Annotated in this window: 19 protein-coding genes; 8 read left to right on the top strand and 11 right to left on the bottom strand. The window is 56.9% G+C overall.

The annotated features are described in order from the left end of the window. Positions 1-4: 4 nt before the first annotated feature. The 6 genes from ACQZ51_RS12705 to ACQZ51_RS12680 form a co-directional block, all read right to left on the bottom strand. Entirely contained in the window at positions 5-871 is an 867-nt protein-coding gene (locus ACQZ51_RS12705) for a D-amino-acid transaminase (protein WP_448777684.1), read from the bottom strand. Between the two features lie 56 nt (positions 872-927). Next, positions 928-2,931, bottom strand: coding sequence for an acetyl-CoA carboxylase biotin carboxylase subunit (locus ACQZ51_RS12700; protein WP_448777683.1), 2,004 nt, complete (start codon positions 2,929-2,931; stop codon positions 928-930). A gap of 10 nt (positions 2,932-2,941) precedes the next feature. After that, on the bottom strand, positions 2,942-4,474 hold the full coding sequence (locus ACQZ51_RS12695; protein WP_448777681.1) for an acyl-CoA carboxylase subunit beta: 1,533 nt from the start codon (positions 4,472-4,474) through the stop codon (positions 2,942-2,944). A 98-nt stretch (positions 4,475-4,572) separates the two neighbouring features. Beyond that, positions 4,573-5,328: an amino acid ABC transporter ATP-binding protein gene (locus ACQZ51_RS12690; protein WP_448777679.1), complete on the bottom strand. Its 756-nt coding sequence runs from the start codon at positions 5,326-5,328 to the stop codon at positions 4,573-4,575. Next, positions 5,325-6,005 carry an amino acid ABC transporter permease gene (locus ACQZ51_RS12685; protein ID WP_243257679.1) on the bottom strand — a complete coding sequence of 227 codons (681 nt, stop codon included), beginning with the start codon at positions 6,003-6,005 and terminating at the stop codon, positions 5,325-5,327. The genes ACQZ51_RS12690 and ACQZ51_RS12685 overlap by 4 nt, the downstream gene beginning before the upstream one ends. Positions 6,006-6,109: 104 nt before the next feature. Beyond that, the gene (locus ACQZ51_RS12680) at positions 6,110-6,883 is read right to left on the bottom strand and encodes an amino acid ABC transporter substrate-binding protein (RefSeq protein WP_042616442.1); all 774 of its coding nucleotides are present in this window, start codon (positions 6,881-6,883) and stop codon (positions 6,110-6,112) included. A gap of 347 nt (positions 6,884-7,230) precedes the next feature. Here ACQZ51_RS12680 and minC point away from each other — a divergent pair, with 347 nt between their 5' ends. The 3 genes from minC to minE are packed head-to-tail and all read left to right on the top strand — an operon-like array spanning position 7,231 to position 9,064. Next, positions 7,231-7,962: a septum site-determining protein MinC gene (gene minC, locus ACQZ51_RS12675; protein ID WP_448777676.1), complete on the top strand. Its 732-nt coding sequence runs from the start codon at positions 7,231-7,233 to the stop codon at positions 7,960-7,962. 32 nt (positions 7,963-7,994) lie between these two features. Next, positions 7,995-8,807 carry a septum site-determining protein MinD gene (gene minD / locus ACQZ51_RS12670; protein ID WP_042616440.1) on the top strand — a complete coding sequence of 271 codons (813 nt, stop codon included), beginning with the start codon at positions 7,995-7,997 and terminating at the stop codon, positions 8,805-8,807. Then, positions 8,804-9,064, top strand: coding sequence for a cell division topological specificity factor MinE (gene minE, locus ACQZ51_RS12665; protein WP_042616439.1), 261 nt, complete (start codon positions 8,804-8,806; stop codon positions 9,062-9,064). The genes minD and minE overlap by 4 nt, the downstream gene beginning before the upstream one ends. Before the next feature lie 58 nt (positions 9,065-9,122). Here the strand turns inward: minE and ACQZ51_RS12660 are convergent, their stop codons facing one another. Continuing rightward, on the bottom strand, positions 9,123-10,328 hold the full coding sequence (locus tag ACQZ51_RS12660) for an MFS transporter (protein WP_448777674.1): 1,206 nt from the start codon (positions 10,326-10,328) through the stop codon (positions 9,123-9,125). A gap of 114 nt (positions 10,329-10,442) precedes the next feature. On the opposite strand from ACQZ51_RS12660, the gene ACQZ51_RS12655 reads away from it, so the two are divergent. Beyond that, entirely contained in the window at positions 10,443-11,288 is an 846-nt protein-coding gene (locus tag ACQZ51_RS12655; protein WP_448777672.1) for an AraC family transcriptional regulator, read from the top strand. 4 nt (positions 11,289-11,292) lie between these two features. On the opposite strand, the gene ACQZ51_RS12650 is transcribed toward ACQZ51_RS12655, so the two are convergent. Continuing rightward, positions 11,293-12,192, bottom strand: coding sequence for a choline sulfate utilization transcriptional regulator (locus ACQZ51_RS12650; RefSeq protein WP_448777671.1), 900 nt, complete (start codon positions 12,190-12,192; stop codon positions 11,293-11,295). 93 nt (positions 12,193-12,285) lie between these two features. On the opposite strand from ACQZ51_RS12650, the gene ACQZ51_RS12645 reads away from it, so the two are divergent. After that, complete coding sequence (locus tag ACQZ51_RS12645; RefSeq protein ID WP_448777669.1) at positions 12,286-13,239, top strand: choline ABC transporter substrate-binding protein; 954 nt, start codon at positions 12,286-12,288, stop codon at positions 13,237-13,239. A 15-nt stretch (positions 13,240-13,254) separates the two neighbouring features. Beyond that, positions 13,255-14,769: a choline-sulfatase gene (gene betC / locus ACQZ51_RS12640; RefSeq protein ID WP_448777667.1), complete on the top strand. Its 1,515-nt coding sequence runs from the start codon at positions 13,255-13,257 to the stop codon at positions 14,767-14,769. 506 nt (positions 14,770-15,275) lie between these two features. Here betC and ACQZ51_RS12635 read toward each other — a convergent pair. Next, positions 15,276-16,280, bottom strand: coding sequence for a methyl-accepting chemotaxis protein (locus ACQZ51_RS12635; RefSeq protein WP_448777665.1), 1,005 nt, complete (start codon positions 16,278-16,280; stop codon positions 15,276-15,278). Between the two features lie 141 nt (positions 16,281-16,421). Further along, complete coding sequence (locus ACQZ51_RS12630; RefSeq protein ID WP_448777663.1) at positions 16,422-16,685, bottom strand: PAS domain S-box protein; 264 nt, start codon at positions 16,683-16,685, stop codon at positions 16,422-16,424. Between the two features lie 63 nt (positions 16,686-16,748). Between ACQZ51_RS12630 and ACQZ51_RS12625 the strand changes: the two genes are divergently transcribed. Both ACQZ51_RS12625 and ACQZ51_RS12620 read left to right on the top strand, forming a co-directional pair. Further along, the gene (locus ACQZ51_RS12625) at positions 16,749-18,581 is read left to right on the top strand and encodes an ATP-binding protein (protein ID WP_448777661.1); all 1,833 of its coding nucleotides are present in this window, start codon (positions 16,749-16,751) and stop codon (positions 18,579-18,581) included. Beyond that, the gene (locus tag ACQZ51_RS12620; RefSeq protein ID WP_448777660.1) at positions 18,578-19,288 is read left to right on the top strand and encodes a response regulator transcription factor; all 711 of its coding nucleotides are present in this window, start codon (positions 18,578-18,580) and stop codon (positions 19,286-19,288) included. The genes ACQZ51_RS12625 and ACQZ51_RS12620 overlap by 4 nt, the downstream gene beginning before the upstream one ends. A gap of 8 nt (positions 19,289-19,296) precedes the next feature. Here ACQZ51_RS12620 and ACQZ51_RS12615 read toward each other — a convergent pair whose 3' ends face one another. Further along, positions 19,297-19,860: a hypothetical protein gene (locus tag ACQZ51_RS12615; RefSeq protein WP_448777658.1), complete on the bottom strand. Its 564-nt coding sequence runs from the start codon at positions 19,858-19,860 to the stop codon at positions 19,297-19,299. Positions 19,861-19,983 lie beyond the last annotated feature (123 nt).

Genomic DNA, 19,983 nt, shown 5'->3' with positions numbered 1-19,983 from the left:
GTTTTCAGATCGCTGTGCGGCGGGCGTTTTCGAGGTAAAGGTCGCGCAGACGCTTCACCAGCGGGCCGGGCTTGCCATCACCCACCGGCTTGCCGTCAATCTTCGTGACGGGCATCACAAAGTTGCCCGCACTCGTTAGCACGGCTTCCTGTGCGTCCATCGCTTCCTGAAGCGTGAAGGGTCGTTCTTCGAGCGTCAGGCCTGCTTCTTCGACAAGATCAAGCGCGGCCTGACGGGTGCAGCCCGGCAATGTCTTGTTGCTGTTGCCACGAGTCACCAGCTTCCGGTCTGCGGTGATGATATAGGCCGTGGACGAGGCACCCTCGGTTACGAAGCCGTCCTCGATCATCCATGCCTCATCACAGCCTTCGGCTTTCGCGATGCGCTTCGCCATAACCTGAGGCAGGAGGCATACGGATTTGATATCGCGCCGTGCCCAGCGTTGATCTGGAACGGATTTGACCGAAAGTCCGGTTTCTTCCTGCGGGTTGCCGACAAGCTTTTTGGCCTGCGTGAACATGACAAGCGTCGGGGCCAGATCATCCGCGAACAGAAAGTTACGATCTTCCGCCCCGCGCGTCAGTTGCAGGTAGATCAGGCCTTCGATTAGATTGTTGTCCTTGATCAGGCGCCGCTCGGCTTCAACGACCTGCTCGGTCGTGACAGGCAGAGGAATATCGATTTCACCAGCGCTGCGCTTCAGACGTGCCATGTGCAAATCGCTGTCGATGAGCTTGCCCTCCATCACGGATGTCACCTCATAGATGCCATCTCCAAACAGGAAGCCGCGGTCAAAGATCGACAATTTGGCTTCGGATTCGGGCAGAAATTCACCGTTGAGATAAACGATGCGGTCAGTTGCGCTGGGCATGATGGGTCCTTTGGTGTCAGGCAAAAAGCAATGCCTGTTTAAAACGATCCGCGAACCTATTCAAACTCCAAAATCACCGCATCGACTGCAAGGCTGTCGCCCGCACGCACGGCAATTGTCTTCACCTGGCCCTGCCGTTCTGCGCGAAGAATATTCTCCATCTTCATTGCCTCGACTGTCGCCAGTGCCTGTCCCGCCTCGACCTGATCACCTTCCTGCACAGAAATGGAGGTCACGACACCCGGCATCGGGCAAAGCAGAAGCTTTGACGTATCCGGCGGCACTTTCACCGGCATTAACAGTGCCAGCTCGGCCACGCGGGGGCTGCGCACCCGAGCCGCCAGATCCATGCCCTGCCAACGAAGCCGGATTGTGGAAACCGACAGGTCGATTTTGACCGCCATCCTCTGCCCGTCAACGCTGAACAGCTGCAAGGTCTGCCCCGGCGTCCAGTTCGTTTCAACGTTCAGCGTAGCCCCATCTGCAAACAGCACTGAGACCGCATGGCCTTCGCTATGAAGAGATATGCGATGATCCGCCTTGCCGAGTGAAACGACCCAGTCATCCCCCACAACCCGGCAATGGTTGCCAATGGTGCCTGATATCTGCACCGCACGCATCTGGGTGCGGTGGTGAATGATGGCCGCAATGGCCGCCAGCTTTCTGGCCGCATCATCCTGCGGCTCAATGGATGCAAAACCGTCCGGAAACTCTTCGGCAATAAAGCCTGTCGTCAGGTTTCCTTCCCGGAAGCGCGGGTTCTGCATGACGGTAGAAAGGAACGGTAGATTGTGGCCAATGCCTTCAACCTCGAACCGGTCCAGCGCCTCTCCCATCGCATCGATAGCGGCGAGGCGGCTTGGTGCCCATGTGCACAGCTTGGCAATCATGGGGTCGTAATACATGGAAATTTCACCGCCTTCGAACACGCCGGTGTCGTTGCGGATAACAGTCCCATCCGGCTGGGGCCCTTCCTTGGGTGGCCGGTAGCGGCTCAACCGGCCAATGGATGGCAGGAAGTTGCGGTAGGGATCTTCCGCATAAAGGCGGCTCTCAATAGCCCAGCCGTTCAGCGTCACATCGCTCTGCGCAAAGGAGAGCTTTTCCCCGGAGGCGACGCGGATCATCTGCTCCACAAGGTCGATGCCGGTGACAAGTTCCGTTACCGGATGCTCCACCTGCAGGCGGGTGTTCATTTCCAGAAAGTAGAAATTGCGTTCGCCATCCACGATGAATTCAACCGTGCCAGCGGAATGATAGCCCACGGCTTGCGCCAGCGCGACAGCCTGTTCGCCCATGGCTTTGCGGGTCGCCTCATCCAGAAACGGCGAAGGCGCTTCCTCAATGACTTTCTGGTTGCGACGCTGTATCGAGCATTCCCGCTCTCCGAGGTAGAGCACCGTGCCGTGCTTGTCGCCCAGCACTTGAATCTCGATATGGCGCGGCTGGTTGACGAATTTCTCGATGAAAATGCGGTCATCGCCGAAAGAGGCCGTCGCCTCGTTTTTGGAGGACTGGAAGCCCTCACGCGCTTCGGCATCGTTCCAGGCAATGCGCATGCCCTTGCCGCCACCGCCCGCAGAGGCCTTGATCATCACGGGATAACCGATGGACGACGCAATCTTCACAGCCTCGTCCGCATCCTCGATCAGCCCCATATGCCCGGGAACGGTAGAAACGCCCGCGGCCTGCGCCAGCTTCTTCGAGGTAATCTTGTCTCCCATCGCCTCGATGGCCTTCACCGGCGGTCCGATAAAAATCACGCCAGCCTTTTCGAGAGCAGCAGCAAAGCTCGCGTTCTCGGAGAGAAATCCGTAGCCGGGATGCACCGCATCCGCGCCGGTCTGCCTGATTGCGTCGAGGATTTTATCGATGACGATATAGGACTGGTTGGAAGGGGCGGGGCCGATATGCACGGCCTCGTCAGCCTCCCGCACATGCAGCGCATTGGCATCGGCATCGGAAAAAACCGCCACAGTCTTGATGCCCATGGCTTTCGCCGTGCGGATAACACGGCAGGCAATTTCGCCACGGTTGGCAATGAGGATTTTCTGGATCATCTGGTGTTCCTCACAGCGGAATCGTGTCGTGTTTCTTCCAATGCGTCGTCACCTGCTTGTTGCGCAGCGATGCGAACGCGCGGGCAATGCGGCGTCGGGATGAGTGCGGCATGATAACCTCATCGATGAAGCCGCGCTCTGCGGCAACAAACGGGTTGGCAAACCGCTCCTCATACTCCTTGCTGCGGGCGGCGATCTTTTCCGGGTCTGAAAGTTCGGATCGGTAAAGAATTTCCGCCGCGCCCTTTGCCCCCATCACGGCAATTTCCGCTGTCGGCCACGCATAATTCACATCGGCACCAATATGTTTTGATGCCATCACATCATAGGCGCCGCCATAGGCCTTGCGGGTAATCAGCGTCACCATCGGCACCGTCGCTTCCGAATAGGCAAACAGAAGCTTTGCGCCGTGCTTGATAACGCCACCATATTCCTGCGCCACACCGGGCAGAAAGCCGGGCACATCAACCAGCGTCAGCAGCGGAATGCTGAAAGCATCGCAGAACCGTACAAAACGTGCCGCCTTCCGGGAGCTGTCGATATCGAGGCAACCGGCAAGCACCATGGGCTGGTTGGCCACAACGCCCACGGTCTGGCCTTCCAGGCGGATGAAGCCGGTCAGGATGTTCTTCGCAAAGGCTTCCTGTATTTCGAAGAAATCGCCTTCGTCTGCCAGCGCGTGGATAAGCTCCTTCATGTCATAAGGCTTGGCGGAGCTGTCGGGGATCAGCGTATCCAGCCGCTGTTCCAGCCGGGCGGGATCATCATGAAATGGTCTCGTCGGTGCCTTCTCGCGGTTGTTGAGCGGCAGAAAATCGAAAAGCGCGCGAACGGCCTCCAGCGCTTCGATGTCATTGTCATAAGCACCATCGGCAACGGATGATTTTTTCGTGTGGGTGGATGCCCCGCCCAGTTCTTCCGCCGTGACGATCTCATTGGTCACCGTCTTCACCACATCCGGCCCGGTGACGAACATGTAGGAGGTGTCACGAACCATGAAGATGAAGTCGGTCATGGCAGGCGAATAGACCGCGCCACCCGCGCAAGGGCCCATGATGACGGAAATTTGCGGAATCACGCCAGAGCATTCGGCATTGCGCCGGAACACCTCGGCATAGCCCGCCAGAGACGCAACGCCTTCCTGAATGCGCGCCCCGCCACTGTCGTTAAGGCCGATGATGGGCGCGCCAACCCGCACAGCCATATCCATGACCTTGCATATCTTCTGCGCATGGGTTTCGGAAAGCGAGCCGCCCAGAACGGTGAAATCCTGACTGAACACATAGACCTGACGGCCGTTGATGGTGCCCCAGCCGGTGACCACGCCATCGCCCGCAACCTTCTGTTCGGCCATGCCGAAATCCACAGCACGGTGAGTCACATACATGTCGTATTCTTCGAAGGAGCCTTCGTCGAGCAGCACTTCGATGCGTTCCCGCGCCGTCAGTTTGCCCTTGGCGTGTTGCGCATCGATGCGCTTCTGCCCGCCGCCCAATCTGGCCTGTGCGCGGCGCGCTTCCACTTCTTCAAGAACCGTCGGCATGCAGCCTCCCCATGCGAATGTCTTCTCCCCCTGACTTAGATATCAAATCCTGAATTGAAAACAGTCTACGATGGTCTCGAATGCCGATTTTTATCGGTTCAAATTGTCTGTGCCGCGTTGATCGATGAAACGAAGCGGCGCGTGCGTTCCTGGCTCGGTGCGCGGAATATCGCATCGGATGAACCGGTCTCAACCACTTTGCCCGCTTCCAGAAACACCACATTGTTGGCAATGCGCGATGCAAGACGCAGATCATGCGTTGCCATCACCATTGTCGTGCCCTCGCGCGCAAGCTGGCCCAGCACATCAACCACTTCCTCGGAAAGCTCAGGGTCGAGCGCAGACGTCGGCTCGTCGCAGAGCAGCACCTGTGGAGATGGGCCAAGTGCCCGCGCAATTGCCACGCGCTGCTGCTGCCCGCCGGAAAGATTGGCTGGCCACGCATCGGCCTTGTGCTCCATGCCGACCTTTGTCAGAAGCTCCATGGCGCGTTCGCGTGCTTTCTCACGGGACCATTTCTGAACGATCAGCAGGCCTTCCATCACATTTTCAATCGCGGTGCGATGCGGAAACAGCTGGAAGTTCTGAAACACCATGCCGGTCTGACGGCGGATTTTCTGGATCGATTGCCATGAAACTTTAGCGCCTGCGGTAAAACTCGTCGCGTCGTCGCCAATGCGCACCGTTCCCTCTGTCGGCAGTTCCAGCAGGTTGATGCAGCGCAGCAGCGTGCTCTTGCCGCCACCCGATGGCCCAACAAGTGCCGTAACGCTGCCGTCTGGAAAGCTCAGCGAGATGTCTTTCAGAATGACCGCATCGCCAAAGCGTTTTTCAATATTGGAAAGCTCGATCATCGGCTGTTCTCCATTATGCCGCCATACCGTGCAAACCGCACTTCAAGCCGTGCCTGCAATGTCGAGAGGACAGAACTCAAGACGAGGTAGATGAGAGCCGCCAGAATATAGAGAATGAGCGGCTCATAGGTGGTGGCGACGATGCGTTGCGCGGATTGAAACAGTTCTGGCACGGTAATAGCGGCTGCAAGCGAGGTATCTTTCACCAGCGAGATGAACGTGTTGGAGAGAGGCGGCACTGCTACGCGGCTGGCTTGTGGAAGGATCGTCCGCTGCATGGCCTGACGCCAGTTCATGCCCGTGGAGAAAGCGGCTTCCCACTGGCCCTTCGGAACGGATGAGATTGCAGCGCGGATGATTTCGGACGTGTAGGCGCCGACATTCAGTGTGAAGCCGATCAAGGCTGCCGGAAAGGCATCGAGCAGAATACCGATGCTGGGCAGGCCGTAGAAGATAACGAAAAGTTGCACCAGCAATGGCGTGCCCCGGATCACCCAGACATAGAACCTTGCGAGCAAACGCAGCGGGGCAGGGCCGAACAACCGCGCCACGGCCGTGGCAAGACCAAGGGTCAATCCGAACGCAAACGACAGAAGTGTGAGCGGAATGGTAAACTTCACCCCTGCCCAGAGCAGCGTTGGCAAAGAATCCATCATCAGTTGAAGCCAGTGCGGCACGGCAAACCCCTTCAGAAAACGCGAAATCCGGCGCCATGCGCCGGACTCGTTATATTGCTGGATAATGGCCTGTTTCGCGCGTGGAGAACAGGCTTCACATCAGCTTATTTGGAAACGTCCTGACCGAAATACTTGTCGGAAATAACCTTATAGGTGCCGTCGGCCTTGATGTCAGCCAGCGCCTTGTTGATCGAAGCAACCAGCTCGTCATCACCCTTGCGCACGATGATGCCGGAATAGTCGGCACCTGGCTTTTCAGCCACGATCTTGACCGGTGCCTGTGGCTGCTTCTTCTTAAAATCAAGGAAGGAGAGGCTGTCATTGATGGTCGAATCGGCGCGTCCCGTCAGAACCAGCTGGATCGACTGGTCGAAACCGTCAGTACCAACCAGTTCAGCACCGGCTTCCGTGGCAATCTTGCCAAAGTTGCTGCTCAGCGATTGCGCCGACTTCTTGCCTTTCAGATCCGCAAAATCCTTGATGTCGGTGTTTTTCTCACTGACGATCAGCACGGCCTTGGAGGCAATGTAGGGCTCTGAAAACGCATATTTCTGCTTGCGCGCTTCGGTAATGCCAACCTGATTGATGACCGCGTCATAACGCTTGGCATCCAGACCAGCGATCAGGCCGTCCCATTTGCCTTCCACGAATTCGGCTTTCACGCCAAGCTTCTTGGCAACGGCTTCGCCAATTTCCACGTCGAAACCAACAAGCTTGTTGGCTGCATCGTGGAACGTGAAGGGCGCGTAGGTGCCTTCGGTGCCGATCTTCAGAACGCCTGCGGACTTGATCTGGTCAAGGTTTTCGCCTGCAAAAGTCGGTGCGAACATTGCAGCATTGATTGCCGCAGCGGTGGTGATTGTCTTGAGCCAGTTCATGATGTGCCTTTCAGGATTTTCTTGTGATGTCTTCTCACAATTCCTGCCCGTTTAAACGGCAGAAAGACGCAAAAAGATGCAGCTTTTTGGAATATTTTTCTAACGTGTAACCGCACCTAACCTAACAGCCGATGGGAGGGCTCATGCGAGTGAGGAAAGCTGTCATCGCTTGCAACAAGCGAAAACAGAATCACATGGAATTTCAGCACTATGCCCGCTTTTTGGCTGCGTTAAATCCGGCGTTGTCAAGGCTGTCGTGGGGTTAATTTCAGTGGTGCGAAACAGGGCTTGTTAACCATTTGTTAACCGTATCTACGCTACCTAATATCAATGATTTGTTTACCAAGATGACCAAAGTGCTAACAGACACCTCACGTTCAATCCGTATCAAAGGCCGCTCGTTTCTTGCGGTCGTGCTTTCGCCCGAACAGCCTTTGGATAACTGGCTGGAGCGGCTTGACGATCTGGCAGCACGGTCTGCCGGGTTCTTTCTGTCGCGCCCGGTTGTGCTGGATGTGGCGGAGTTGAAGCTGGACAAGGCCGGGCTGAAAGCTTTGCTGGCAGAGCTTTTCGCCCGTAACGTGGCCATCATGGGCATCGAGGGTGCGCGCCCATCCATGGTCGAGCCTGGCATGCCGCCAGCGTTGAAGGGTGGTAAGGCCGCCTCGGATGTCGAGCCGGTCTCGCTCGCCACCGTCGAGGTTGCCGATGAACCGGTCCGCCCGGCGGTGACGGAAATCCGTAGCGTGGTGCAGTCGTTGATGATCAGCGAACCGGTCCGCTCCGGCCAGTCCATCGTCTTCCCTGAGGGTGATGTGACGGTGGTTGGGTCGGTGGCATCGGGTGCAGAGGTTATCGCGGGTGGCTCAATCCACATTTATGGCGCCCTCCGTGGCCGCGCCATGGCCGGTTCCCTCGGCAATGCTTCTGCGCGGATTTTCTGCAAGAAGCTGGAGGCAGAGCTGCTTGCCATCGATGGCGTCTACAAGGTTGCTGAAGATATCGATCCGAAATTTCGCGGTCAGGCCGTCCAGCTCTGGCTGGAAGATGACACGATCAAAGCGGACAAACTCAAATAAGCCGCATGCGGCAAAGCGAACAGGAGAGCAGTATGGGGAAGGTAGTTGTCGTTACGTCCGGCAAGGGAGGCGTGGGCAAAACCACATCGACTGCCGCGCTCGGTGCAGCGCTGGCACAGAATAACGAGAAGGTCGTCGTCGTGGATTTCGATGTCGGTCTGCGCAATCTCGATCTGGTTATGGGTGCGGAACGCCGCGTCGTGTATGATCTGGTCAACGTCATCCAGGGTGATGCGAAGCTTACCCAGGCGCTGATCCGCGACAAGCGCCTCGATACCCTGTTCTTGCTCCCGGCCTCGCAAACACGCGACAAAGACAATCTGACGCCTGAAGGTGTCGAATGGGTCATCGGCGAACTGAAGAAGCATTTTGACTGGGTCATCTGCGATAGCCCTGCTGGCATCGAGCGCGGCGCAACACTTGCCATGCGCCATGCGGATGTGGCCGTTGTCGTTACCAACCCGGAAGTCTCGTCCGTGCGAGATTCCGATCGCATCATCGGCCTGCTGGACTCCAAAACGCTCAAGGCTGAACGCGGCGAGCGCATGGAAAAGCACCTGTTGCTGACCCGTTACGATTCGGCGCGTGCCGAGCGTGGCGATATGCTTAAGGTCGAAGACGTGCTGGAAATCCTGTCCATTCCGTTGATTGGCATCATTCCAGAAAGCATGGACGTTCTGCGCGCATCCAACGTTGGTGCCCCGGTTACGCTGGCCGATGCCAAGTCACCGCCAGCCATGGCGTATTTTGATGCGGCCCGCCGTCTGCGTGGAGAAGACATTCCCATGACCATCCCTGGCGAAAAGCGTGGCATCTTCGCCAAGTTCTTCGGGAGGGCCGCATGAGCATTTTCAACCTTTTCCGCAAACAGAAATCGGCACCTCTTGCCCGGGAACGGTTACAGGTTCTGCTTGCCCATGAACGCAACGGCGCTGGCAATGAGCTGGTGGCCCTGCTGCGTGAGGAAATTCTCGCCGTTATAGCCAAGCACGTTCAGATTGATAGTGACAAGGTTCACGTCAAGATGGACAGCGACGAGCATGTCTCCGTGCTGGAAATCGATGTCGAGATCCCCTTGGCCGCGCATCTGCGCGCAGCCTGATACCAGAGCATAAACAAAAAGCCGCCCGGATTTCCATCCGGGCGGCTTTTTCGTGTCTTTACGCTGCGCGTTTGCGGCTTGGCAATTGCGGCAGGAACACCGTCAGCAGGCCCAAAAGCGGCATGTAGGAGCAGATGCGGTAGACGAACTCAATGCCTTCCCGGTCGGCAAACACGCCCAGAACGGCCGCACCAATGCCGCCGAAACCGAAGGCAAAGCCAAAGAACATGCCCGCGATAAGCCCCACGCGCCCCGGCACCAGTTCCTGCGCAAACACCACGATGGCCGAAAACGCGGAGGAGAAGATGAAGCCAATCAGCACGACGAAAACGATGGTCCAGGCCAGATTGGCATAGGGCAGCATCAGCGCAAAGGGTATCACGCCAAGGATCGAGAACCAGATCACGACGCGAGAGCCGAACCGATCACCAATCGGCCCACCGAAGAACACACCCGCTGCCGATGCGCCGAGGAACAGGAACAGCAGCAATTGTGCATTCTGCACAGAAAGTCCGAATTTCTCGATCGTATAGAAGGTGAAGTAGCTGGAAAGGCTGGCAAGATAGGCGTTCTTGGTCGCAGTCAGAATAATCAGCACCAGCAATGTCAGCATCACCGTGTTGCGCGGCAAAGGGAGGGCGCGGCTCACAGGCGCACGGCCCGCAGTGCTGCGGCGGTGGCGGCTGTACCAAACGCTGACCCATGACAGCACGGCAAATCCCACCAGCGCAATCAGCGAAAACCAGCTGAGGCTCTGCTGTCCCATTGGTAGCACGATGAAGGCAGCCAGAAGCGGCCCGATGGCCGTGCCCGTATTGCCACCCACCTGAAAGAAGGATTGTGCAAGCCCGTGGCGACCGCCGGAGGCCGAGCGCGCCACGCGCGATGCCTCAGGGTGGAAAATGGCCGAGCCGATACCGATCAGGCAGGCGCCGATGATCAGAACCGAGAAGCTGTGGGCATAGGCCAGCGTAAAAAGCCCCGCGCAGGTGGAAAGCATAGCAACCGGCAGAGAAAACGGCATCGGCCATTTGTCTGTTGCAATGCCCACTGCAGGCTGCAACAGCGAAGCTGTTACCTGAAAGGCAAAGGTCAGCAGGCCGATCTGGACGAAATCCAGCGCGTAATTTTCCTTTAGCAGCGGGTAAAGCGATGTCAGCAGAGACTGCATGATATCGTTCAGCATGTGGCAGAAGCTAGCCGCCGCTATAATGGAAAAGGTCGTTTTTTCAGCAGAAAAGCTCGTGCTGCTCACACTCGCCATGGGGTTCTCTCCAGATGTCATGCACGTAACGGCAATTTTAATTTTGGCCCTTGTACCCGCATTGTCTGAGGCCTGCTTTTGTGCTGTGGTCTAGTTTTTACGCGAGTGGGCCAAATGAGTGATGTCGGTGCAGAACCTCTGAGTTCCGTGCGCGGTGATGAGCATGACCTGATGCTCGATTTCATCGATGGCAATAATGAATCCCTGCTGGCCCTTCGCCGGCTTTATGCGGAAGGCTTCAAAAGCCCCGTTCACTCGCATCGGAAGACACAGCTGTGGTTTGCCCGAAGCGGTGTCGTCATCGTCAGCTCGGGCGATGGCCGATGGATGCTGCCGCCGGGCCACGGCCTCATTATTCCCGCAGGCTTGCTGCATTCAAGCGAAGTCATCAGCGAAGTCGAAATGCACTCGGTCTATGTGCATCCTCACGTTATCAATCCGGCCAGACCCCGCGTGGTCGAGGTGACGGTGCTCGCGGCAAATCTTATTGCGGAACTGGTGCATGATGAGGATACCAGACGAAAGGGTGAGCGCAGACGCGCATTGGTCATGGAACTGCTGATGGATGAAATCAGCCAGTTGCCAGAAAAGCCGCTGGGTCTTCCCTTTCCCTCGCACCCCAGCATCGCCGCCCTCTGCCGCCATTTTCTCAGCGCCCCCGCCGCCAATGCCAGCATTGATGATTGGGCGCAAACGCTGGGCATGAGCCGCCGCACATTCACACGCGTATTTCGAGCGGAAACCGGCGTCAGTTTCGTCACATGGCGCCAGCAAGCCTGCATTTTCGCCTCTCTGCCGCGCTTGGCAAGCGGAGAAACCGTCACGAATGTCGCGCTGGATGCGGGCTATGAAAACGTCTCTGCCTTCACCACCATGTTTCGCCGCATGCTCGGCAGCTCCCCCAGCGCCTATCTCAAATCCTCAGGGATGCGGCAGGTTAAGGAGCCGGTGTTGTCATAGCTAACTATTGTGGCGGTGCCAGCCCATGCAGCCAGTCGGCGAGTTTCAGCGCCGCTCCTTTCCTGTCTTTGCAGCCCACCAGCCAATATCCTCGGTCGGGCGCTTGCAGGGTTGGCCCAACGCCAACAAGTGCACCACTTGCCACGAGGTCGTCCACAAGTCCCCCCCACCCCAGCGCGATGCCCTGCTTGCCAATGGCCGATTGAATGACAAGCGAATAGGTGTTGCAACTAATATCACCCCGGCCATGCTCCGGGGCTCTAGCCACGCCCATGTTTGCAAGGTAGCTCGACCAGTCGAACCACGTCGATGACCAGGAGCTCTCCAGATGGATGAGCTTCATTCCGGTCAATTGGTCGGGCGTGACCCCGTTAGGGTTCCCGTCAAGAAAGCCCGGCGCACAGATCGGTCTCACCCGTTCGGGCACCAGCAAGGTTCCGTCAACCCCGGCATCGGCGCGCGAGCAGAAAACCACGAGCACATCATCGTCGGTCGCAGGATGGCGAGGCGGGTTCTGGCTTGCGGTGATCTGGATATGGATGTCGGGAAATTGCGCCCTGAATTCCTGCATGCGCGGAATGAGCCAGAGAGACGAGAAAGCATAATCGGTATGCAAACGAACGGTGGGTCTCGAAACGCCCTTGATTTCGCCAGCGAGCGAATCGATCTCCAGCACATGCCGGCTGACGACATCGTAAAATCGCAGGCCCTCCGGCGTGAGTTCCACCCCCCGGTGTTGCCGTTTCAAAAGCCGGATGCCCAGCTCATCCTCTAGCCGGCGGATTTGATAGCTCACCGCTGGCTGGGTCAGGCCCAACTCCTGCGCGGCGGCCGTCAGGCTTCCGCGTCGGCCAATAACCTCCAGCATCCGCATCCATCCCAGGTTGATAGGGCGCTCTGCCATAAGGATTCCTTTTATTAGCTATCAAAAATTATCCGCTTCACGGCAAAGATCAATCCGTTGTTCATTGAAAAATCAGAAATAGGAGAGGTGGCAATGAACAAACGTTCGCGTATTGGGCAGATAACGTCAGGCATTCTCTTTCTTGCCGCATCCTGCGCCAGTCCTGCACTGGCGGCCGATGCCCCTGAATGCAAGACGATCCGCATGAGTGATCCCGGCTGGACGGATATCACTGCCACCAATGGTGTCGCTTCCGTCGTGTTGGAAGCACTCGGATATCAGCCGGATATCAAGACCTTGTCGGTGCCCATTGGATACCAGTCCATGAAAAACGGGGATATAGACGTGTTTTTGGGCAACTGGATGCCCGCGCAGAAATCCTTCGTGGATGATCTCAACGCTGCCAAGGCCGTTGAAGTCATCGGCCAGAATCTGGAGGGCGCCAAGTTCACCCTCGCCATTCCTTCTTACATGGCAGAAAAAGGCATCAAGGACTTTGCTGATCTGGCAAAGCATGGCGATGAGTTCGAAAAGAAAATCTATGGCATCGAGCCGGGCGCGCCTGCCAACCAGAACATCCAGAAGATCATCGCGGATGAGAAGTTTGGCCTGAAAGGCTGGGAATTGGTCGAGTCGGGGGAGCAGGCGATGCTGTCTCAGGTTGATCGTGCGGGCAAATCCAAGAAGGGCATCGTCTTTCTGGCCTGGGCACCCCACCCGATGAACGAAAAATTCTCCATCGAGTATCTCTCGGGCGGCGATGATTATTTCGGGCCGAACTTCGGCGGTGCGCAGGTTTACACGCTGGCCCGTACCGGATGGTCGACGCAATGCCCGAACGCCACGGCTCTGCTGAAAAACCTGAAATTCGATGTCAGCATGGAAAACAAGCTCATGGGCGAAATTCTGGATGGCCAGACCGCGACGGATGCTGCCACAGCGTGGTTGAAAGCCAATCCGCAAGCCATCGACACGTGGCTTTCCGGCGTTACCACGCTGGATGGCAAACCCGGTGTGGACGCTGTAAAGGCTTCAGTGGGCCTTTGATTTCAGGATAAATACATGGCGCGTCAGAATATACTCGTCCTCATGGTCGATCAGTTGAACGGAACGTTCTTTCCTGATGGGCCTGCGGATTTCCTCCACGCGCCGCATTTGAAAGCATTGGCAAAGCGCTCCGTTCGCTTTGCCAATGCCTACACGGCAAGTCCTCTCTGCGCCCCTGCGCGGGCATCCTTCATGTCCGGACAGTTGCCAAGCCGCACGCGGGTCTATGACAATGCCGCAGAATTCGCATCGGATATCCCGACCTATGCTCATCATTTGCGCTCTGCGGGCTATTACACCGGCCTGTCCGGCAAGATGCATTTCGTCGGGCCCGATCAGCTCCATGGCTTCGAAGAGCGGCTGACGACGGATATCTATCCTGCAGATTTCGGCTGGACGCCGGATTACACAAAGCCTGGGGAGCGGATTGACTGGTGGTACCACAATTTAGGCTCTGTCACGGGCGCGGGCGTGGCGGAAATCACCAACCAGATGGAATATGACGACGAGGTTGCCTATCACGCAACCCGCAAGCTCTATGACTTGTCGCGCAGACTGGACGACCGCCCCTGGTGCCTCACTGTCAGTTTCACCCACCCCCATGATCCCTATGTGGCAAGGCGGAAATATTGGGATCTCTATGAGAATTGCCCGGCTCTGGACCCGCAGGTTGAGGCTCTGCCTTTTGTGGAGCATGATCCGCATTCACAAAGATTGCTGGAGGCCTGCGATCACAGCGCATTCGATATAACGCCCGAACAGGTCCGGCGGGCACGGCAGGGCTATTTCGCCAATATATCCTATGTGGATGACAAGATCGGCGAACTTCTCGATGTGTTGAAACGGACGCGGCAAGATGAAGACACGATCATCGTTTTCCTGTCGGACCATGGCGACATGCTGGGAGAGCGTGGCCTGTGGTTCAAGATGTGCTTCTTCGAAGGATCTGCACGCGTGCCCTTGATGATCGCTGCGCCTGGCTGGAGCGCAAGGCAGGTTGAAACGCCCGTTTCCACGCTGGATGTAACGCCGACCTTGTGTTCGCTCGCGGGTCTGGACATCACATCGTTGAAACAATGGATGGATGGTGAGGATTTGTCCGGGTTGGCTCAGCAGACAGAAGGGCGCAGCGCAGTGCCCATGGAATATGCGGCCGAGGGTTCGGTGGCCCCATTGGTGGCGATACGCGACGGGCGCTACAAACTCACCATTTGCGAGCAAGACCCTCCGATGCTGTTTGATCTCGAAACCGATGCGCATGAGCGCAACAATCTGGCCACTGATCCGCAATATGAGGCCGTGCTCGCATCCATGATGGCGCTAATAAATAACCGCTGGGACCTCGGCATATTCGATTCGTCCGTCCGCGAAAGCCAGGCCCGCCGCAGCGTTGTCTACCAGGCACTGCGCAACGGCGCCTATTATCCCTGGGACTACCAACCCCTCCAGAAAGCCTCCGAGCGTTACATGCGAAACCACATGGACCTCAATGTTCTGGAAGAAAACCAGCGATATCCCAGAGGCGAATGATGAGAAAAGCCAAAATGGCGTTGCCCAACTTTGCCAAATGCGCTATCCAAACCGCGAAATGTCCACGTAGCTCAGTAGGATAGAGCACAGGATTCCTAGTTATCAATTGGGGGCTGCACAACGAAAGTGTGTAGTCGATTTGCTCAAATTCGGGGAACGCTTCGCTGAACTCTCAGCATGCCAATCCCGAGCCAAGCTTCGGAGAAATCCGTTGAAGGTGTAGAGACTGGATGGGCAACACCTAAAGGCTTCGGCCCATGGTGAAGGGACAGTCCAGACCACGAACGCCCTCGGGCGGCGGTTAAAGCCGAAGTGGTATGAATCCTGGGGTCGGAGGTTCGAATCCTCTCGTGGACGCCATCTCTCTTCAAGGCCCAACTTAGCGGGCGAGCCGATTCCGATTACGCTCATCGGCACTTTTGGTCGGGCCGTTGATGAAGCGGTTCTACGCGATGGATTTATGTCTCCACCGCGTAGAAATGTTTAAATTGCAGGATGTCTCCCGCTTAAGCTGCGCGGTCGGACCTGTATTGACCGGCTTGCCTGCTGCCTGCATTTCGGCTTTGGTCGCCTAGATTAAACTGGCCGATCATGCTCGCCAGCTTCGTCGCTTCGCTGGCGAGCGTTGACGCGGCAGCACTGCTTTCCTCCACCATGGCGGCATTTTGTTGCGTGGTTTGATCCATGCTGTTGACCGCGCCATTGACCTCCAGCAACCCTGTCGACTGCTCGCGCGCGGCGGTGGAAATTGTTACGACATGGTCGTTGATTTCAACGATCTGCTTGCTGATGTTGCGCAGGGAGCCGCCCGTGTCGGACACGAGCTTGACGCCGGTCGATACTTCGGAAGCCGAATTCTGAATCAGCTCCTTGATCTCCTTGGCTGCTTTCGCTGACCGCTGTGCGAGTTCCCGCACCTCCTGAGCGACAACGGCAAAACCTCGGCCGGCTTCCCCGGCACGGGCCGCCTCAACACCAGCATTCAAGGCCAGCAGGTTGATCTGGAAGGCAATCTCGTCGATGACACCAATGATGTTGGAGATCTTCGAGGAGGAATCCTCGATCCGGCTCATTGCTTCAACGGCTTGAGCCACCACATCTCCGCACTTTTCGGCATTGTTTTTGGCAGAGCCAGCCACTTCACGTGCTTCCTGGGCTCGCTGCGCAGACGAACTGACATTCGCGGTAATTTCCTCCAGCGCCGCTGCCGTTTCCTCCAGGCTTGCCGCCTGGCTCTCGGTTCGCTTGGACAGAGCACCGACACCTTGACCGATCTCCCTCGTGCCCTGGTTGATCACATCAACACTGACGAAGATTTCCTTGAAAGTGTCGCAGAGCTGGGAAACTGACCGGTTGAGATCATGCCGAAGAAACTCGAATTCAGGCGCGAAGGGTTCTGTCAGCACGAAGCCGAAATCACCCGAACAGAGACGCTTCAGAGCGTCGCCGAGTGAACTGACTGTCTGCACCCGGCTGGTGACATCGGTGGCGAACTTTACGACCTTTACCACCTTGCCATTGATATCGAGGATCGGGTTATAAGAGGCTGAGATGATGACCTCCTTATCTGACTTGGTAAAGCGCTTGAACTCAGCCGCCTGGTAGCGGCCTTCGCGCAGAGCGGCCCAGAACGTCTTGTATTCTTCCGAAGACTAATGGGTCTTGTCGACGAAGATGCTATGGTGGCGGCCAATGATCTCACTTTGGGTATAGCCCATCAACTTGGTGAAGTTCTCGTTGGCACTAACGATCTGGCCATCCACGGTAAATTCGATAATGGCCTGTGCGCGGCCTATGGCAGCGATCTGGGCTGTGTAATCGAGATTGAGCAGGCGCGCTTTGGCATCCGCCCATTCAACGACGAAGCCAACGGTTTTGGCGCCCTGCTTCAACGGCGTCACGAGCAGATCGAACACACGTGTTCCGACGGTAATCGTCGCGCTGCGGCGTTGTTTTAGCGCCGCCAACATGTTTCGTTGATGAGACGGATTTTTGTGGAAGACATCGATATTGCACCGATCAGCGACGCAACGCTGAATTTCGGCAATTCCTTCTTCAGGTCACTTTCCGCCTCTTTAAGGAGCTCGACAACTGCGGGATCCATGTATGTGATGTTCAGTCCCGCATCCGCTATCATCACATTGGCCTGCAAGGCCAGCAGGTCGGAATGGAGCGCTATGAAATTAAGGCGGTTTGACTTCACTATGCGGCTGGTCTCGGCATTCGCAGTTCTGGCGGTTCTCATCGTGTCCCAAGGCGTTCTCAATCGTCACATTGCCAACCAGGCGGAACAACAAGTCCTTCGTGGTCGCTATGCGGGAGATCTGCTTTCCGGCTTGCTGGAGCTTTCCGCCACCAAGCAGAGGCTGCGGGCCTGGTCTTTGAGAACGCTGATCGGCGCGCCACACATACCGGGCGATGGCGAAATGCTGCGCGCGCATATGGCTGAAATCATCGAGCAGATCAGGCAAATTAGCAAGGATGCGCGCGAGTTTGATCGCTTGGCGGGTGCCTCCACCGATGATGACGATGTCCGTGACGAGGCCCTGCAGCTTATCTCCGACAGCGTCATCGCGCTGAAGCCCGCCATCGAAGACATCAGATCCCATACGGGCGCGGATGATGCGCGCACCGCGTGGGCCTCAATAGAAATGGTTTTTGATCAAGGGGCAGGGCGAGACCTGCGCGAGGTGCTCAACAACACGATAGTGAAAGAAAGGTCGCAGCTAAGCGTAAAACGTACGAACGCCGATCTCGCGCTCTCACAACTCAATCGCGTCCTCGCGGCACTGACACTCATCATCGCGGTGATCGGCATGGGGCTTGCCTATGTCGTCGCAAAGGCCATTCGCCGTCCATTACAACAGATGTCAGAGGGGGCAAAAGCCTACGAGGCCGGTCACTTGGAGCATCGTATTCCGGTAACGACATCAGACGAGTTCGGCGTCTTTGCCGCCAGCATCAATCGTATGGCATCAGAGCTTTTGCTTCGTAGAAACGAAGAGGCCAACCAAAGGGTCGTTCTCGAGCAGCAGGTCAAGGAACGCACGGCTGCTCTGGAAGATGCCTTATCACGGTTGCGGGCTTCGGAGGGGCGTCGTCGCAGTCTGCTGGGCGATATTAGCCACGAATTGCGCACGCCCACCACTGCAATTCGTGGCGAAGCTGAAATCGCTTTGCGCGGCCAAAAAGCGGATGATGATTATCGCGCATCACTCCGGCGGATAGGGCAGGCCGCGAGCCAGATGGGAAGTCTGATTGACGACCTTCTGATGATGTCGCGTGGCGAAGACGAGACATTGGCGCTCTCCAGGGAGCCGGTCGATATTGCAGGCCCGCTTGAAGAAGCTCTTCTAAGCGCGGCTGCCCTGGCCAATCAGAGAAAGATCACAATCACCACGGATATTGAGGATACGGAAATGATTGTGTCCGCAGACCCGTTTCGCATACGGCAGATCATCGCAATTCTGGTCGATAATGCCATTCGTTATTCACCGCCGAATGGTCAGGTCCATGTTAGGTCCAGTGGCACGGCAGGCGCGTGGGAACTGGTTGTCCGGGACCACGGAATTGGCATCGAAGCCGATGCCCTGCCGCATGTTTTCGAACGCAATTTCCGCGGCGCCAATGCAAGGCTTCACCGCCCTGAAGGCACGGGCCTCGGCTTGTCCATCGCCAGACATTTGACGTCCGCCCATGACGGCACGATCTCGCTCGAGAGCGACAGCGAGCAGGGAACCACAGCCACGCTTCGCTTGCCGTTGGCGCACGTCCCAGCCGTCCTTGAACTCGTCGTGGAGAAGCCCAAGTGAACATACTGGTGATAGAAGACGATCCAAGAGTGGCCGATTTTCTGGAACGTGGATTGCGCGCCGAAGGCTACAGCGTCACGGTTGCCAGGGATGGCCCGAGTGGCATCGAACGCGCGCATGATTTATGGCACGCATGGCGCGACACTGGTTCAAGCGGCGCTATCTTGCTTGATGTCATGCTGCCAATCATCAACGGCTCCGATGTCTGCCAGACGCTCCGCGCCAGTGGCGTCTCGGCCCCGATTTTGATGCTGACGGCGCTGGGTTCTGTGAATGATCGCATTTCAGGATTGCGAATGGGCGCTGACGACTATCTCGTCAAACCGTTTTCGTTTGAAGAACTGCTGGCACGGATAGAGGCGCTGATGCGCCGCCCCGTCGACTTGCGTCCGCTTGAAACAAAGACCTTGTGCGTCGGGCCGCTGGAACTGGACCGGGGGTCTATGCGCGTGACCGTCGAGGGAAGTGAGATATCGATGACCGCCAAGGAGCTTGCGCTTCTGGAGCTGTTCATGTCCACTCCCGGCAGAGTATTGAGCCGGGAACGAATTTTGGCGAATATCTGGGGCGCAGGCGAAGATCCGCTGACGAATGTCGTGGATGTCTATGTGCGACGCCTGCGGGCAAAGATCGACCGGCCTTCAGACAGTTTATCCTGCATCACGACTGTGCGTGGCATCGGTTATCGTCTCGAACAAGGCCGGTAGGTGCTGCATTACTTGGGTGAATAAGGCAGCGAAGAATGATGCTGAACAATACGGATGGTACCTTGGTCATCCTTTTTGAATGTCCATGATTTATCGACCTTCGTTACTTTTCCGTCCTTATCGGTAAAGGAGACATTGCCAAGCGTGGCCGCAAACTCACCATCAAGAAGAATGGCGGCGTTCTTCACGTCGACTTCCCGCCAACCCTTCAATGCAAACCCCGTATCGGAAGGGTATTTCGGGTTCTGACCGACAAAGTAGGAGAGCGCTCCCTCGCGGTCGGTACGGAATGTCTGTGGCTCCTGCGTCAGCGTCGGCTTGAAGAGCACTGGACCCAACTGGTAGCCATAGGCCGCATCGATCACTTTCCCGGCCATTTCCTGCGCCGATTTCACGCCCTTCTCCTCATATTCGCGTGAAATCGCAACCAGCGCTTCGCCCCAGGCTTCCTGGGTCTTGATGACTTCAGTCTCGGTGATTGTTCCGTTGTGAATCTCGACGGCGTTCACGCCACCGGCCGTCATGAGCAGAGCAGTTCCGGTCACGGCAGTTGCCTTGGCTATCCAGCGCATATGTATATGTCTCCTGTTTGATTGCTCATTGCGAGCGACAACAGGACTATGCGTTTCTTCCCTGAAGCAGGCATGGCTGCTTTATGAATGGATGATGGATAGAAGATTACGATTGCGCTCGCC

This window comes from Agrobacterium sp. CG674 (genome assembly GCF_053521645.1).
This window is presented reverse-complemented; position numbering and strand designations above follow the sequence as displayed.

Coding starts and splice junctions, on each gene's coding strand:
- ACQZ51_RS12705 (WP_448777684.1), bottom strand. CDS start 871: ATGCCCAGCGCAACTGACCGCATCGTTTATCTCAACGGTGAATTTCTG.
- ACQZ51_RS12700 (WP_448777683.1), bottom strand. CDS start 2,931: ATGATCCAGAAAATCCTCATTGCCAACCGTGGCGAAATTGCCTGCCGT.
- ACQZ51_RS12695 (WP_448777681.1), bottom strand. CDS start 4,474: ATGCCGACGGTTCTTGAAGAAGTGGAAGCGCGCCGCGCACAGGCCAGA.
- ACQZ51_RS12690 (WP_448777679.1), bottom strand. CDS start 5,328: ATGATCGAGCTTTCCAATATTGAAAAACGCTTTGGCGATGCGGTCATT.
- ACQZ51_RS12680 (WP_042616442.1), bottom strand. CDS start 6,883: ATGAACTGGCTCAAGACAATCACCACCGCTGCGGCAATCAATGCTGCA.
- minC (WP_448777676.1), top strand. CDS start 7,231: ATGACCAAAGTGCTAACAGACACCTCACGTTCAATCCGTATCAAAGGC.
- minD (WP_042616440.1), top strand. CDS start 7,995: ATGGGGAAGGTAGTTGTCGTTACGTCCGGCAAGGGAGGCGTGGGCAAA.
- minE (WP_042616439.1), top strand. CDS start 8,804: ATGAGCATTTTCAACCTTTTCCGCAAACAGAAATCGGCACCTCTTGCC.
- ACQZ51_RS12660 (WP_448777674.1), bottom strand. CDS start 10,328: ATGGCGAGTGTGAGCAGCACGAGCTTTTCTGCTGAAAAAACGACCTTT.
- ACQZ51_RS12655 (WP_448777672.1), top strand. CDS start 10,443: ATGAGTGATGTCGGTGCAGAACCTCTGAGTTCCGTGCGCGGTGATGAG.
- ACQZ51_RS12650 (WP_448777671.1), bottom strand. CDS start 12,192: ATGGCAGAGCGCCCTATCAACCTGGGATGGATGCGGATGCTGGAGGTT.
- ACQZ51_RS12645 (WP_448777669.1), top strand. CDS start 12,286: ATGAACAAACGTTCGCGTATTGGGCAGATAACGTCAGGCATTCTCTTT.
- betC (WP_448777667.1), top strand. CDS start 13,255: ATGGCGCGTCAGAATATACTCGTCCTCATGGTCGATCAGTTGAACGGA.
- ACQZ51_RS12625 (WP_448777661.1), top strand. CDS start 16,749: ATGAGACGGATTTTTGTGGAAGACATCGATATTGCACCGATCAGCGAC.
- ACQZ51_RS12615 (WP_448777658.1), bottom strand. CDS start 19,860: ATGCGCTGGATAGCCAAGGCAACTGCCGTGACCGGAACTGCTCTGCTC.